This window comes from Microcoleus sp. OTE_8_concoct_300 (assembly GCF_031383065.1).
In the GTDB taxonomy this organism is placed as follows: Bacteria; Cyanobacteriota; Cyanobacteriia; order Cyanobacteriales; family Microcoleaceae; genus Microcoleus.
On record NZ_JANMZH010000761.1, the window covers coordinates 1 to 15186 of the forward strand.

Annotated in this window: 8 protein-coding genes; 3 read left to right on the plus strand and 5 right to left on the minus strand. The window is 50.8% G+C overall.

The window, feature by feature from the left end; genetic code table 11:
- The first annotated feature begins 349 nt into the window (after positions 1-349).
- A complete protein-coding gene (locus ACUVJL_RS33885; RefSeq protein WP_445249841.1) occupies positions 350-1054 on the plus strand; it encodes a rhomboid family intramembrane serine protease in 705 nt (234 codons plus the stop codon).
- A 299-nt stretch (positions 1055-1353) separates the two neighbouring features.
- Here ACUVJL_RS33885 and ACUVJL_RS33890 read toward each other — a convergent pair whose 3' ends face one another.
- The 3 genes from ACUVJL_RS33890 to ACUVJL_RS33900 all read right to left on the minus strand — a co-directional run bounded on the left by ACUVJL_RS33890 (position 1354) and on the right by ACUVJL_RS33900 (position 10303).
- A complete protein-coding gene (locus ACUVJL_RS33890) occupies positions 1354-4365 on the minus strand; it encodes a calcium-binding protein (protein ID WP_445249842.1) in 3012 nt (1003 codons plus the stop codon).
- Between the two features lie 34 nt (positions 4366-4399).
- On the minus strand, positions 4400-7615 hold the full coding sequence (locus ACUVJL_RS33895) for an Ig-like domain-containing protein (RefSeq protein WP_445249843.1): 3216 nt from the start codon (positions 7613-7615) through the stop codon (positions 4400-4402).
- A gap of 477 nt (positions 7616-8092) precedes the next feature.
- Complete coding sequence (locus tag ACUVJL_RS33900; RefSeq protein ID WP_445249844.1) at positions 8093-10303, minus strand: recombinase family protein; 2211 nt, start codon at positions 10301-10303, stop codon at positions 8093-8095.
- Between the two features lie 52 nt (positions 10304-10355).
- On the opposite strand from ACUVJL_RS33900, the gene ACUVJL_RS33905 reads away from it, so the two are divergent.
- A complete protein-coding gene (locus ACUVJL_RS33905; RefSeq protein ID WP_445249845.1) occupies positions 10356-11717 on the plus strand; it encodes a proton extrusion protein PcxA in 1362 nt (453 codons plus the stop codon).
- 578 nt (positions 11718-12295) lie between these two features.
- Here the strand turns inward: ACUVJL_RS33905 and rodA are convergent.
- A complete protein-coding gene (gene rodA, locus ACUVJL_RS33910; protein ID WP_445249846.1) occupies positions 12296-13555 on the minus strand; it encodes a rod shape-determining protein RodA in 1260 nt (419 codons plus the stop codon).
- Between the two features lie 348 nt (positions 13556-13903).
- The gene (locus tag ACUVJL_RS33915) at positions 13904-14251 is read right to left on the minus strand and encodes a VOC family protein (protein ID WP_445249847.1); all 348 of its coding nucleotides are present in this window, start codon (positions 14249-14251) and stop codon (positions 13904-13906) included.
- Between the two features lie 341 nt (positions 14252-14592).
- On the opposite strand from ACUVJL_RS33915, the gene ACUVJL_RS33920 reads away from it, so the two are divergent.
- On the plus strand, positions 14593-14775 hold the full coding sequence (locus tag ACUVJL_RS33920; RefSeq protein WP_445249848.1) for a hypothetical protein: 183 nt from the start codon (positions 14593-14595) through the stop codon (positions 14773-14775).
- Positions 14776-15186: the final 411 nt, after the last annotated feature.

The following is a 15186-nucleotide window of genomic DNA, read 5'->3' on the forward strand; positions in this document are numbered from 1 at the left end:
CCCGCCCGTCCTTTTTGGACGGGCGGGACGCCCATCCCACAATAACAATTAAAATTGTAAGTTATTTAATTCGCGCTCCTTATACGGGCAAAAAATCCTCAATACAATCCGGCTTTTGTACGAAACAGCAGGTTTGTTATAAGCTTTTCGGGATTTGAATCATAACTTACACAGATCCTCTGTAGGGTGCGTCGCTTTCTTCAATTCTTCAATTCTTCAATTCTTTAATCTAAAATCTAAAATCTAAAATCTAAAATCGATTGACTTGTTCCCTCTTCCTTTAGACAGGAGACACCAGGGCGATAAATGCGTTATTGTGTTGCCAATATTTTGATGAGGAAAAAAGGCTGTGGTTCCCTTACGCGATGACAATCCCATTACTATCACTCCCTACGTCACCTACGGGCTGATTGCCGCAAACATATTAGTATTTTTGTACGAACTCACTTTGCCCGATCGACAATTAACCCAATTCTTCTACTCTTGGGCGGTAATTCCTTGCCAGTTAAGCAATATGTGTCGGGTTGCTCTGCCAGTTTCGCAATTTCCCGAATGGACGACACTAATTAGCTCCCAATTCCTGCACGCAGGCTTTCTCCACATTGCCGGAAATATGTTATTTCTGTGGATTTTTGGCAACAACGTAGAAGACCGTTTAGGACACGTCAAATTTATAATATTTTACCTTACTTGCGGCGTTTTAGCATCACTAACTCAGTGGTATTTTTCCTCAACATCAGCCATTCCGTCCCTGGGTGCTAGCGGCGCGATCGCAGGCGTGATGGGAGCTTACATTCTCAGATATCCCCAAGCCAAAGTTCTGACACTGCTTCCCTTGGGAATCTTTATTACCACCGTCAGAGTCCCCGCTTTCTTCTTTCTAGGATTTTGGTTTGCACAGCAAGCATTGAGTGGGTTGGCTTCCTTAAATGCCCCGGCAAGTGTCGGCATGGAATCCGGGGGAGTTGCCTACTGGGCCCACGCCGGCGGCTTTGTTTTCGGCGCTATTCTCGGTCCTTTATTGGGACTTTTTTCTGAGGAAAATGAGATTTAATTTTTCACCACAGATGAACGCAAATTAACGCAGATAAACTGAAAAAAAAGTCGGCGTTTATCTCCGTCTATCTGCGGTTTAACACCTCTTATATTCCTAGATAAAAGTGTGGAGTTGCCTACTGAGTACAAGCCAGCATCTGTGTTTTCAGCACTATTCTCGCTCCTTTGTTTGCATTGTTTTCTGAAGATAATCAGATTTAATTTTTGACCGCAGATGAACGCAAATTAACGCAGATAAACTGCCTACAAAATCTGCGTTTATCTGTGTTTATCTGCGGTTTCAAACCTCTTATCTTTTTAGATAAAAGTAAAGTCAAATCCCGAAAGAGAAGAAACCCCTGTTACACCATTTAACTTCGCCAAAATGCGAGAATCGCTGCCGGTGAGGTTATTGCCATTGCCGTCATAAATGATGTAAGTATTGCCACCGGAATCGTAGGCAAACAAGAAAGCACTTCCTCCCAGAATATTTGCAGAAACTGTTGTCTGCACATTCAGCAGAACTTGGGTGTTACCGCCCAGATTCGGGAATCCGGGGGCAAAATTAAACTGATCGGCGATCGGCACACCGAGGTCGGTAAAATCAGTAATCACATCGTATCCGCCCGCCGCGATCGCAGCCTCGATTGCCGCTGCAGAAGCAGCATTAAAGGCCGGCCCACCATCTGCTGGGCTGGTATAGCGGAATTGATTGCTGCCGCCGCCCCCCGTCATGGTATCTGCGCCGGGGCCGCCTACGAGCACGTCGTTATTCAAACCGCCGTTAATCGTATCGTTGCCGCCTTGACCATCAATAGTATCGCTGCCCGCGAAACCGTTAAAATTGTCTGACAAAGAACCCCCAACCAAATTGTTAGGCCCGCTATCAGCCGGCAAGATTTGAACGGTGATAGTACCTGTACCCGGAATTGTCCCGAATCCGTCGCTGACGCTGTAGGTGAAAGCAGTTGTACCCGCTATGTTGCCGGGGATGAATTGCACTTGAGAGACAAGATTTACCGCTATCCCCAGTTTCGGTGTGCCGACATTGATAATGTTGAGCTGCCCTTTTTGCGGGCTGGAATCGTTCGCCAGCACGTCGATGAAAGTGGGCAGCAAATTATTCGTATTTGTAAATACGATGCCGTCATTGACAGCAATCGGCGACCGGGTAGTTGGAACAGTTACGGAGGTATCGAAAGAATTGATGTTAATCGCCACTGACGCTGCAGCCGTGCCGCCTTGGTCGTCAGCTACGCTGTAGCTGAAAGAGCCGGCTTGCCCGATCGCATTAGTTGCAGGTTGAAATTTCAGCCCGAGCAATTCCTGAACCGTCAATTTTTGGTTCAGGCCGAGCGGCTGCGTACCGGTAATTACTTGACCGAAAGTAGGATTGGGAAGTCCTACTACCCCGATCGACAGCGGCTGGCCCTCCGGGTCGCTGGGCGCCGAAATGCTCAGAGACAGAGGCAAATTCTGCAAACCAGTCAGCGTTTTGCCAGTTTCCACGATCGGCGGCTGGTTAGGAGTCGGAGATGTAAAACTGGGCGGAGTCGGCCCCCCGCTGAAAGGCGGAGGAGGTGGGGGCGCCGCAGTTGGAGTCGGGACGATCGAAGGACTCGGACTCGGAGTCGGACTTGTCGTCGTCGGAGTCGGACTCGGACTCGGAACCTGTGTCGGCAATGTCCCTGTTGTTGGTGTTGGATTCGGAGTTGTCCCCGCTGGTGTGGGAGTTGTGGTCGCTGGTGTGGGAGTTGTGGTCGCTGGTGTGGGAGTTGTGGTCGCTGGTGTGGGAGTTGTGGTCGCTGGTGTGGGAGTTGTGGTCGCTGGTGTGGGAGTTGTGCTCCCTGGTGTGGGAGTTGTGCTCCCTGGTGTGGGGTTCGTTGTGGTTCCCGTTGTGGGGTTCGTTGTGGTTCCCGTTGTGGGGTTCGTTGTGGTTCCCGTTGTGGGGTTCGTTGTGGTTCCCGTTGTGGGGTTCGTTGTGGTCCCGGTTGTGGGGTTCGTTGTGGTCCCGGTTGTGGGGTTCGTTGTGGTCCCGGTTGTGGGGTTCGTTGTGGTCCCGGTTGTCGGGTTCGTTGTGGTCCCGGTTGTCGGGTTCGTTGTGGTCCCGGTTGTGGGACTCGTTGTTGTCCCCTCAATGGTGAAGGGATTGTCGTTTACGCGCGGTATTTGACCTGTAGTGAACCGAGATTCATCTAGCGAGTTCGATCGAACATCAATCAACACCGCCAAAAATTCCCCTGTTCGCTTGTCCCTAATAATCGTGTTGCTAGAATTCGAGCCTTGACCCTGGAAAATTTCTAACTCTGTAAAGTTCAGACCTCCAGCCAGACCGATCGAATCTCCCGCATTAAAATCTGTAATTACATCAGCATCGCCGATTTCGCGGCCGCCAGTAGTGAGAAACGCTTTGGCATCAGTCGATGTGCCCACCCTACCGAGAACAAAGATATCCGAGCCCTCGCCTCCTGTCAGAGTATCAGACCCGCGATCGCCCGAAAGAATATCATCCCCACGCCCCCCAGACAAACAATCATTGCCGTCACCCCCGAAGATCAGGTCATCACCCTCGCCGCCGTCACCAGTATCGTTACCAACACCGCCGGTGATGACATCCCCGCCCTCGGAGCCCAACAAAATATCATTGCCAGCAGCGCCGATCAGGCAGTCATTACCCGTGTCGCCAAAAAGATTGTCACTGCCCTTGTCGCCAAAAATCAGGTCATCCTCGCCACCTCCGCGCAGACAGTCATTGCCTTTACCGCCGTACAGCGAGTCGTTGCCTTCAGAACCCACGACAATATCATTGCCCTGGTCACCAAAACCCGTGTCATCGCCTTCGTCGCCAGAAACCAAGTCATCGCCTTTGCCGCCCCGCGCCGTGTCATTGCCGCGCCCGCCCTCAACGATATCTTTACCAGCGCCACCGTTGAGATAATCGTTACCGTCATCGCCCTTGACTCTATCGTCCCCGTCCCGACTCAGAAGCGTGTCGTCGCCGCCACCCCCGGAAATCGTGTCATTGAACAAGCTGCCGATTAAATAGTTATTCCCCTCATTTCCGACAACTAAGCCATCGACAAAAAGTGGCTGTGGGGGAGGCGTGGGAACTGTCAAAGTTGGCCGCGGCACCGGCGTGATCGAAATCCCCGTGCCCTGCCCCGTCATCGGCGACGGTGTTGTCCCCGTCATCGGCGACGGTGTTGTCCCCGGGGACGGCGACGGTTCCGGCGACGGTTCCGGCGACGGTTCCGGTGTCGGTGTCGTCATCGGTGTCGGTGTCGTCATCGGGGACGGTTGGGGTAAAACTCTTGGTATTGCACCGGGCATTGTTTCGCCTCCTTGCGACGCTACTCAAAAACTACTAAATAAACTTAAAGTCAGATGCAGTAATGACGGTGCTGAGCGCTCCGGGTACTGTAGGAATAGAATTCAACACTGCCAAATCGAAAGCTGGGAGACTGTCATCTGCCATATTCGGGTCGAAGCCGAGAACGTACTTGTTAAAAGTATTGTTCAGGTACACGAAGAAAGCTCCCGTTTTGCTCGAACCGTTTTGATTCTTCAACACTGCATTTACTGCTTGAGCGTTGTCAAATTTAGATTCAAACAAAATGACTTCTTGCTTGTTAATGTTGTCGCCCCCAGACCCGATATTCCTGACGATAAAACTGGTGAAATCGAGAGTAGTTCCTGAGTTGGTTAAACCCGCGAAATTTGACGACCTGAACAAGAATCTATCGGTCTCACTGCCCGTAGCGTTAAAGTCAGCAATCACATCCACGCCTTCGCTGGGAGTTTCGTAGTAGAAGAAATCATCGCCAGCATCGCCCGTGAGCAAGTCAGAACCGAGCCCGCCACCCAAAATGTCATTGCCCGCACCGCCGGAAAGCGAGTCGTTGTCATCGCCGCCCAACACCAAGTCATTGCCGAAGGCGCCGCTGAGACAGTCGCTGCCGGCACCGCCGTCGAGAGTGTCGTCGCCCGCTTCGCCCAACATGGAGTCGCTGCCGGCCTCGCCCAACAGGTAGTCGTTGCCCGTACCTCCGAGTTCTGTGTCGTTGCCTTGTCCACCCAAAAACGTGTCATCGTTGTCGCCGCCGGAGAGGGAATCGTTATTGATACCGCCGTCGAGCAAGTCTCTGCCCAGTCCGCCGTCGAGGATGTCCTCGCCTGCACCGCCATCGAAGGTGTCGTCGCCAAGGCCACCAAGTAAGGTGTCAATCCCGGCGCCACCAAGTATCGAGTCGTCGCCGGATTCTCCCAATATCGAGTCATTGCCTGTTCCGCCGTCAACGGTGTCGTTGTTGTCACCGCCCAAGAGGATGTCATTGTCATTGCCGCCTAACATCAGGTCGTTGCCCAGTCCGCCGATCAGCGAGTCTATGCCGTCTTGGCCGTTGAGGGTGTCGTTGCCGAGTCCGCCGTCGAGGGTGTCGTTGCCTTCAGCACCAAGCACCGAGTCGTTGCCTGCTTCACCGAATTCGAGGTCGTTACCGCCCCTGCCATCGATGATGTCGTTGCCGTCGGCCCCTGAGAGGGTATCGTTGCCTGCCCCGCCGATGATGAAGTCGCTGAGGTTGCTGCCTGTAAATGAGCTGGCCCCAATTGCGGTGCGATCGACAATATTATCTACCACCGTGATGCTAAAGGATGCCGGCCCGATAGTTGCAGACCCGTCGGAGGCTGTAAACGTGAAACTGTCGCTGCCGCCTGCTGCCAGCAATTTGTATTTGACGATGTTGTTGTTGATATCGTCTTGGGTGAATTTGCTGCCGACGTTGAGAAAGGTGGTGCCCCTTTGGACAAATCCTCGGTTAGGGTCGGGGGCTTTGGTAATCGTGTAAACGATTTCCGACGGGGGGTTGTCGGGATCTGTGACTAACAAATCGGCGGCGGTGATTGTCTGGGTAGGATCACTTTTGGCAACCACGACACCGTCGTTAATTACTAGCTTTGGCGGGCTGCTGACGCTGATGGTTACTACCGCCTGACTTGTGCCGCCGCTGCCGTCTGAGATCGAGTAGCTGAAGCTGTCAGTACCTGAGAAGCCCGGATTCGGGGTGTAGTTGAATACGCCGCCGCCCACGGGAATCAGCTTCCCCTTGGCTGTTGGAGTAAAAGTCGTGACAGTCAGAGGGTTCTTGTCCGGATCAGTATCGTTGAACAGAACGTTGAGACTGAGTTCTTGACCCGAAACCGTGGTGAAGTTGTCGTTAACTGCTCTTGGAGCCTGGTTGGGGAAGGGCGTCGGACTTGGTGTCGGCGTCGGACTTGGTGTCGGTGTCGGTGTCGGACTGTCTGTCGGCGTCGGGAACATCGGCGTCGGTGTCGGTGTCGGACTCGGTGTCGGCGTCGGAGTGTTTGTCGGTGTGGGAGTCGGTGTGGGCGTCGGACTCGGCGTCGGCCCTGGGAGGGGGGTTGCGCTGCCGGGAACTCTGGGGGCAATTACAAATGAGCTTCGCTCTAGGGTTCTGCTGTCCACTCCAGGCAATACTGCTAAAAAGTCGCCGCTGACGCCGTTGCGAATAATCGTGCTGCCGGCTTTGGTGTCGGCGCTTTGGAAGATTACCAAATCTTCAAACTTGAGGTCGCCACTTAACCCGATCGAATCTTCGCCAACGCGAAAGTCTGTGAAAATGTCGGCATCGCCGATGTCGGGGCCGCCTGTAGTGACAAATGCCGGGTTAGTGCCGTTGCTGCTGCTGCCGCTGGGGGAACTGAATGCACCGATGACGAAGACATCTCTGCCTTCGCCTGCTGATATTATATCTTTGCCTGCTTCGCCCCAAAGAACGTCGTTGCCAGCACCGCCGTCCACGATGTCGTCGCCGTCGCCGCCGAATACGATGTCGCCGCCCTCGCCGGCAAAAATTGTGTCCCCGCCGGCGTTTCCGTAGACCCAGTCGCCTCCTTCGTTGCCAAATAGCAAGTCTTCGCCGTCGCCACCGAAGAGCGAGTCGTTACCTTGGTCGCCCCACAGGATGTCGTCGCCTCGATCGCCGAAAAAGCTATCGTCGCCAGAACCCCCGCGCAAGCTGTCGCTGCCTTTTCCGCCGTAAGCCGAGTCTCTGCCTTCGCCTCCGATTACCGTGTCGTTGGCGTCATTGCCGTACAGCAGGTCGGGGTTATTTCCCCCGTCAACGCAGTCGCTGCCTTTGCCTCCGTACAGGGTATCGAGTCCTGAACCGCCGTCTACAACGTCGTTGCCCTCATTGCCGAACAGCAGGTCGTCCTCGTCGTTGCCAAATAGTAAATCATCGCCGCCTGCTCCTTGCAGGCTGTCGTTGCCTTGCAGCCCGGAAATCACGTCAGGCCCAGGACTGCCAACTAAGGAGTCGTTGGTATCTCCGCCGCGGATTACGCCGCCGATGATTCCGGGCGAGGTGCCTCCGCCCAATGTGTCGTCTATGCCGCCAAATGTGTCGTCCCCGGAGGGAGGCCGAGTTGGAGTCGGAGTTGGAGTTGGAGTTGGAGTTGGAGTCGGTGTTGGTTCTGTTGTTGGAGTCGGAGTCGGTGTTGGTTCTGTTGTTGGTGTTGGAGTCGGTGTTGGTGGTATTACTGGGATTGCACCTGGCATTATTTTGGCTCCTTTAAACGACGATACCGATTAACTTTAAAAACTGATTAGTATCAGTTTGTTGCCACAAATCTGGCTTAAAATTGATTAATAATCCCGATCATTTCTAGCATACTAAATCAAAACTGCAACGGCTACAGATATTTTTTAAGCGGGGCATCTTTTGATCTAAAAATATTAATGATTGCACGTTTTGATACCTATTTTGGGTATCCTTTAATATCGCCCCATTTCCCTCGAAGGTAGAAGTCGGGCTTCGAGTTAGCCCGGGGTATTTATCCAGAAGGGGAAAAAGAAAAATCTTTGGATTGATATTTTTTTCTTTCCTCCGGCCGTTTGCCAAATACATATAGCCTTTCGAGCGAAAGATGAGGTACTCATGGGCATAGGGCATAGGGCATAGGGCATAGGGCATAGGCCTCCGTGGGCATAGGGCATACCTCACTTTTTTGAGAACCGCTATAAGAGGCGAATGCCTTAAGCTGACTGCTGACAAGAAACAGAGCTGTGAATGAGGGGCAGAAGTGGCCCGGTTTGCTCTTGTCCGTTGACGGCTAGTTCGCTGTGGCAAAGGTAAAGCAGGGAACAGCGACTTAACAAATCTAGCAGAATTCGCCGCAGCCGCTGTTGGTCGGCAGCCGTTTCCTCTTCGGTTTGCCAGGGATGCCCCTGTTGCGATCGCAAAAATAAGGGAGCACCAAACAATGTCGCCGCACCGCCACTAAGCCACAGGGGCGAGCCGGCATCCAGCCAAAAGTGCCATTTGTGGGCGCGGCGGCTGCTGCGGTACTGGAAGATGTTGGCGAGGGTGACGGCTTGGGCTTCAGGACCTTCTGAACGGACTGGAAAGGGGTTGGCGGTGACGGTTCCTTGGCGCAACAACTGGATGAAGTGGGCGATCGTTTCAGACTCACCGCCGTTTGTTGGTTCTACGCGCTGCAGGCGCCCCTGTATTTCCCAGTAGTGGCCGGCGGTTTCCATTAACTCGCGCAGGGCGGATAGCCGATCGTAAGGCAGGTATCTGTCGTTCATGAGAAATTTCTGGATAGCTCGATCGAGCAGGGCAATTGGACTCGGCAACAGCCGCTCCTGCTGTTGCGACCGCTGTTGTTCGATCCACTCCACAATCTGCTCGTAGGCCGCGGCGGCTCGGTGTCCCAGTCTGTCCCACCGGGGAAAGGCTGTAATTGCCAGCAATTGAGGTCGATCGATATCTGGGCAAAAACAGTGATCGGCGATTAAACCTGCTCTCACTTGGTCGATCGATTTTTGATTGGGGATTTGAGATTTAAGATTGAACGTGGGGTGGGAATCTTCTGTTTCCAATGAACGGTGTTTCTGGCTACCCAAAACTACCAGCATTTCGGCGGCGCCGTCTCGATCGACTAAACGGCCGAGTCCCGGATAAACTAACGCTAACAAAGTCAGCAATGCTCGAATCTCTGGGGTACTCGATAGGGGACGCTGATCGTTGAGGGATACGGCGGCGATGCGATCTCGCGCCAGAATTTCCGTTAAACTGTAACGGGCGATCGCATCCATCCCCGGAGCAATTACAGCGATTTCCTGCGGTTCCACGGCTTTTGACTTCACCGCATCCACGATAATTTCGGCGGTTTCTCGCAGCAATTGAGCCCGAGAAGTGGTTTCGAGCGATCGAACTTTACTGGGCAAACTCAAGCCTAAAGGATAAAAACCCTCAGAATTAACGGCTAAACTTACCGCTAAATCCCCAATCTCTGGGGCTAAACCCGCTTTTGCGTCCAAATTTTCCACGCTTTGACAGCGGTTTTCGAGCCGGGCTAGGTATTCCGTGTCAGCCCCCAAGCCCAAACGCACTCCTCCATCTGGATTGTAGGAGAACGCCCCCGCCGCACCGAAGTCGAGCATTCGATCGAACAGATGGCCGCTGATCGCCGGATAATCGTCAACATCGTCTGCGATCACAGCTTGGTATCTAGAAGCCAAATGCTGCTGGTAAGTGCCATCCTGCAACAAATAGCGCCAGTAGAGTTCGCAAACAATCCCGTAAGTCAGCAGCCCCCGCGTCAAGCACCATTCCCGCCATCTTTCCAGCAACTCTCCCATGCTAGTCCACAGGTTGTTCGAGCCGCCGTCACCAGCAAATCCCTGTTCCAGAATGCTGGGAATCTCTTCTCTCGGCGTACCGCTGACAGCAGCAAGTTGTAATAAGTCTAGTGTTCGACGCACCATTCGGTTTGGGCTTACCCCTGTTTGTTGCAAAATGCCTTCGTCTAGTTCGCGACGCCAGAGTCTCGCGGCAAGTTCCAGTTCTGTTTCAGGTTGCAGCCGCAGGGGAAATTGAGCCCGTGTTTCCAGCGACTGAACTAGCAGCGGCCAAAATAGCAATACCTCCTGCTCAAAAAAACCGAAGGGTGTTGTTGAGTGAAAGGTATATTTTCCTTGGGTAGCGACGGCGATGCGATCGGCTAATTCTAGCCGGTTGTCCCCATTAGCTGCTAAGACTAAAATTGCTGGGGCAGTTTGTCGGGCCCGGCGCCGCCCGGAACGCCAGCCGTCTGAAACTTTTGGTGGGACAGGCTTGACAGTTTGGCTCCAAATGCAGAACTGCTCAACTAAACGAGCGGTTTTGCCACTCCGGGTGCCTCCGACAATCCAAATTGAATCCGAAACCTCGGTTCCCAATTTATGTAAATTTGTTACCATACCGTGAATACTTTAATCACTAATGTCTACAGCCAACTAACCAGCTTTAGCTATGAATACTTCTCTCTGGCACAGGATTCTAAAATATCTCTACAGCGCTCACCAATGGTATCGAGAAACGCCTGACAGGGCCCTAGAACAGGCTTATGATGCTGCCTTAGCAATTAAGGCGATCGAAGACGATCATTTTGGCGGCCAACAAATCTCCGCTCGATCGGGAGATTACGGACACAGCACCCTGTCTTACTTTAAATCCGAACTGCAAAAATACCTCAAGGTCATCCAAACCCGAATGGTTGAGTTTAATGCTAGCCGTTCTTTTTTGGAACTGCCGGACCGAGTGGGGGCAAAGCCGAAGGCTGGACACAGCCCCGATCGTCACCAGCACGGATTACATCTCGACAATAAAGAGCGAGCATCCCTTATATTCGAGAAGCTAGAGTTTATTGATGGAGTCATCGACAAGTATATTAATAATAGTAGATCGACTGCAATTGTCCCGGTTGTCAGTTCAGTAAATCAGCAGGTAAAATCTACAAATAGCAGATCTCAACCTGACGCACATAAAGGTTCAGCTAATTCTGTTAAAATTCACGAGGGCGAGGTTGACATTTACTCTGAAGAGGTCAATTTATTGCCTCGCTCGCTTTTGGGAACTTTGAATCGAATTACTAAAGAGTTAGACCCGGAAGCGGAAAAAGAAGTAGTTAAGAATTTCCGCAACTCCAAAGTAAAAACAGTCATTTCTTTGAGATTTATTTTGCTTTTGATTTTAGTTCCGCTGTTGACGAATCAACTTTCCAAAAACTTTATAGTCGGGCCGGTAGTTGACCATTTTCGACTCAAGCAAAATGCTCCAGTATTCCTAAATATTAACCTGGAAGAAGAAGCCTTCCAAGAACTAGAGAGATTTGAGCAGCACCTCAAATTTGACAAGTTAATAGGCAGGGCTCCGTCGCTTTCTGTAGAGGAAATGGAAAAGAAGATTGCCGAGAAAGCAGTTGAGCTAGCGGAGGAATACGGCTCTGAAAGTGGTGGAGCAATTAAAAATATTTTTGCCGATTTGATTTCCTGCATAGCCTTTGCCGCGATTATCCTCACTAACAAGAAAGAGATTGAGATTTTAAAGTCTTTCATGGACGATGTGATTTATGGCCTCAGCGACAGTGCTAAAGCTTTCGTAATTATTTTGTTTACCGATATCTTTGTCGGATTCCACTCGCCTCACGGTTGGGAAGTAATTCTCGAAGGTTTATCGAGGCATTTGGGACTACCAGAAAATAGGCAGTTCATATTTTTGTTCATTGCGACTTTTCCAGTTATCTTGGATACGGTATTTAAGTATTGGATATTCCGGTATTTAAACCGGAGTTCGCCTTCGGCAGTCGCTACATACAAGAATATGAACGAGTAATATCAATTTTTTATGAGGCCCCGTAGAATCCGATCCCCCCTAGCCCCCCTTAATAAGGGGGGGACAAGATTCCGATCGAAGTCCCCTGACTATCAGGGGGATGCGAGGGGGATCGAGATATGTGCAACTTCACATTAAATTGGTATAAGATCAAATAGGGTAACATCGGAATTATACCCTGCTTTGCTGTGCGTCCCGCTTGGCCTGGCTCCCTCAATAGCGAGTGGGAAGCTCGCACTGCTGCACTCCTAAAATTATTATTCCGATACAAAAGGAAACGATATAATCCACTCATATCATGTCCGATAAAATAAGCGTTATCACCTTTGTAGTCAGGACTAAATTCCTCATAAAATTTTGAAGAGTTTAGTCCTCACTACAAACCTATTAGGGTTATTTTACAGGACTAGATATGGCTCTAACTGCCAATTAGCAATTAGCAATGATAGTCCTGGACGCAAACAGTAATTTGATGTGCGAATTATCACGGTAAGGCGCTCTTGGGCCGTGCAGGCTCAACATAGAGGTTCTGCATAAGTCCTGCAATTAGCAATTAGCAATTAGCAATTGCTAATTGCCTAATTCCAACGCTTCTTGCGCTGTCGCTGGTTCGCCACCGCCTCCACCAGTCCGAGTGCGAGAAAATTACTCAGCAGCGACGCATTCCCGTAACTCAGGAAAGGCAGCGGAATGCCGGTAACCGGAGCCAAGCCAATGTTCATCCCAATATTTACGAACACCTGAAAAATCAACATTGACAGTACGCCGATCGCCAGCAAAGAACCAAAATTATCGTTAGCAGTTTGAGCGATCATCACCAACCGGAAACAAATTATCCAGAACACCAACAGCACGCAAATGCAGCCAATAAAGCCCAATTCTTCGCCAATAGCTGAAAAGATAAAGTCCGTATGCTGTTCGGGAATAAAGTTAAGCTGAGTTTGCGTTCCGTGAAACAAACCCCTGCCTTTGAGTTCCCCGGCCCCAATAGCAATCCGAGATTGAATCAAGTGATATCCGCTGCCTAAAGGGTCTTTCTCCGGGTTTAAAAACCCTGTCAGACGCATTTTTTGATAATCCTGCAGCACATTCCAAAAAAGATGTCCGACGTGTCCAGAAACAACGTTCACCAGCACAGTACCGAAAGTCCCCAACCAGGGCCAAGGCAGGGTTCGCCAAGCGATAATACCCGCAATAACTACCCAGGCTACCCAAATCGGTGTAGACAGGTTGTTGAGGAGAACTGAGATCAGAGGAGAGAATAGCAATATCAGCCAGCCGGGATTGACATTTCCCCAGTAAAACATCCCCATTGTGATTGCGCCGAACACCAAGGAAGTACCTAAATTTGGTTCGGCAAATATCAATCCCCAGGGTACAGCCATAATCGCCAGCATCCTCAACATATTACCCACCGTGGGGACAGTCTTGTCGTGCAGGAGAGCTGCTAAAGTGACAATCATCCCTACTTTGGCAAATTCTGACGGTTGCAGGTAGAAGCCGCCGATGTTGATCCACCGTTGGGCGCCGAGCCCTGTAGTACCGATAAAACGCACTGCGATCAGCGACAAATTGATTAATATGTAAATCGGCCATTTCCACTGAATCAGTATTTGGTAGCGACAGCGGGAAATGATGATGGCGAGGAACAAGCCGACTCCGCCAGTTACCCAGTGCCGCCACCAGTCGATCAGCCCCTGGTTGATTTCGACGCTGCGGATCATGATTCCCCCGAAGATGGTGAGGCCGATGCAAGCGGCAAACAGCCAAGGGTCTGCTTCTTCCCAGGGTTTGAAGATGGATTTCCAGCGATTTCTGACTTGTATTCTCTGCAACATGAGGATTTTAGATTTTAGATTTTAGATTTTAGATTATCGAGCCGATTTTCGGAAGTTTTGGATATAGTTCGGATTCACAGCCTACACCGTACTGTAGAAGCATGGGTGTCAGTATGTCACTTTATTCGGCGAGTTGTACGGAGGTTCCGGGCCGTCAGCAACCGGCCGCATCGTGCGCGGACACACCAAACTCGTAGGGTGCGCACGGGGCACCGAGTACCAATCGACCTGTAGGGTGCACAGTGCGCGCATTACCCGAATTTGGCACCACAAATCAAGGTTCGAGGTGACAGCGGGCCGATCGCGATCGGGCTATTGTGCGATCGCGATCGGCAAGTTCTAGAATAGTCAGACTGGTTCGTAAAGGTATTCAAAACCGTTACCGTCGGGGTCTCTGCCGTAAAAAGATGCTGTACCGTCGCGGTGTTCGTGAATGTGGGTGACGGAAACACCATCGGCTTTGAGTTGTTGGTAAGCCGATTCCATTTCGGCGCGATCGTCAAATACAAACCCAAAGTGTGGCCCTGCTTGGTCGTAACTCGGACTCAACAGCGCCAGTCCGTCCTCTCCTGCTTTCAAATAAGCCCAGTCTGCATCTTTCCAGACTAACTCCATGCCCAAGTTTAGATAGAACTCAGCAGATTTCTCTATGTCTTGCACACAGACGGCTACGTGTCCCAATCGTTTTAGTTTCATATCTACAAAATTTATGGTTGTGCTTTAGTTTATTGTATCTATTTTCTCTTTTATTGCTCGATTAATTAGGTATTTTTTCGGTTTTGTGTGTCGCGGCTAACTGTACTTTTTCTACTTGTTTGCTGGCGTCCATTTCGCTAAAAACTTGAACGGCGCGGTCAAAATTTTCTTGGGTTTTCTCGATGTTACCAAGTTTTTGTTCTGTCAGTGCTAGTTGATAGCAAGCTTCGGCTTGGTCTAATGAGAGCGCCGATCGAGTATTGGGATTGCTTCTGCATGGTGCTGCATGGCGAGGGTCAATCGATTTTAGATTTTAGATTTTAGATTAAAGAATTGAAGCATTGACCCCACGGATAAATTCGGGGGACAAGTTTCTCGAATACAGGTTTTTTATTTCTGGACGGATGAATCCGGGGGCTTGTATCCTGGATGCTTTCGGTCAAATTCTCCCCGTTCTCGGTACAGGCCTTGACGGCACTTCTGCAGCAACAATTTGTCCCGACTGGGTTTCTACTTTGGAATAGCTGCGCCAAAATCGCTCTACAAGCTATCTTCAGGAGAAATCCATCATGTCTATTAACTATGTTGAACAGGATTTATGCAAGTACGCTCGATCGGTTCTAGTACAATCTGTCGAGAGTTAAAAAGGCAGGGACTAACAAAAAAAAGACGCTAGGTAGCAGTCAAGCGGCGACGCCGTGCGGGTGCAAAAATTAATCAAAAAAGCCCTTGCATCGAGGGAAAAAGAAGCCTGCGGTCTAACGGTACTCCGTTGAGTCAGGTTTGTTCACAGGAAGCGCTAAAATCTTCTCAAGCTTGCTTGACCCGAAGAGGTTTCCCAAAAAAGACTACTCCTTCAAACCTTGGGGATGTCAGGCAAGCGCTACCATTACGCCTAGAAAAGGCCGAAAAATCAAATGGCTTACAGTGATTTT

What these genes read in the sequence shown, in the direction of transcription:
- ACUVJL_RS33890 (WP_445249842.1), bottom strand. Translation starts at nt 4,365, where the DNA reads ATGCCCGGTGCAATACCAAGAGTTTTACCCCAACCGTCCCCGATGACG.
- ACUVJL_RS33895 (WP_445249843.1), bottom strand. Translation starts at nt 7,615, where the DNA reads ATGCCAGGTGCAATCCCAGTAATACCACCAACACCGACTCCAACACCA.
- ACUVJL_RS33900 (WP_445249844.1), bottom strand. Translation starts at nt 10,303, where the DNA reads ATGGTAACAAATTTACATAAATTGGGAACCGAGGTTTCGGATTCAATT.
- ACUVJL_RS33905 (WP_445249845.1), top strand. Translation starts at nt 10,356, where the DNA reads ATGAATACTTCTCTCTGGCACAGGATTCTAAAATATCTCTACAGCGCT.
- rodA (WP_445249846.1), bottom strand. Translation starts at nt 13,555, where the DNA reads ATGTTGCAGAGAATACAAGTCAGAAATCGCTGGAAATCCATCTTCAAA.
- ACUVJL_RS33915 (WP_445249847.1), bottom strand. Translation starts at nt 14,251, where the DNA reads ATGAAACTAAAACGATTGGGACACGTAGCCGTCTGTGTGCAAGACATA.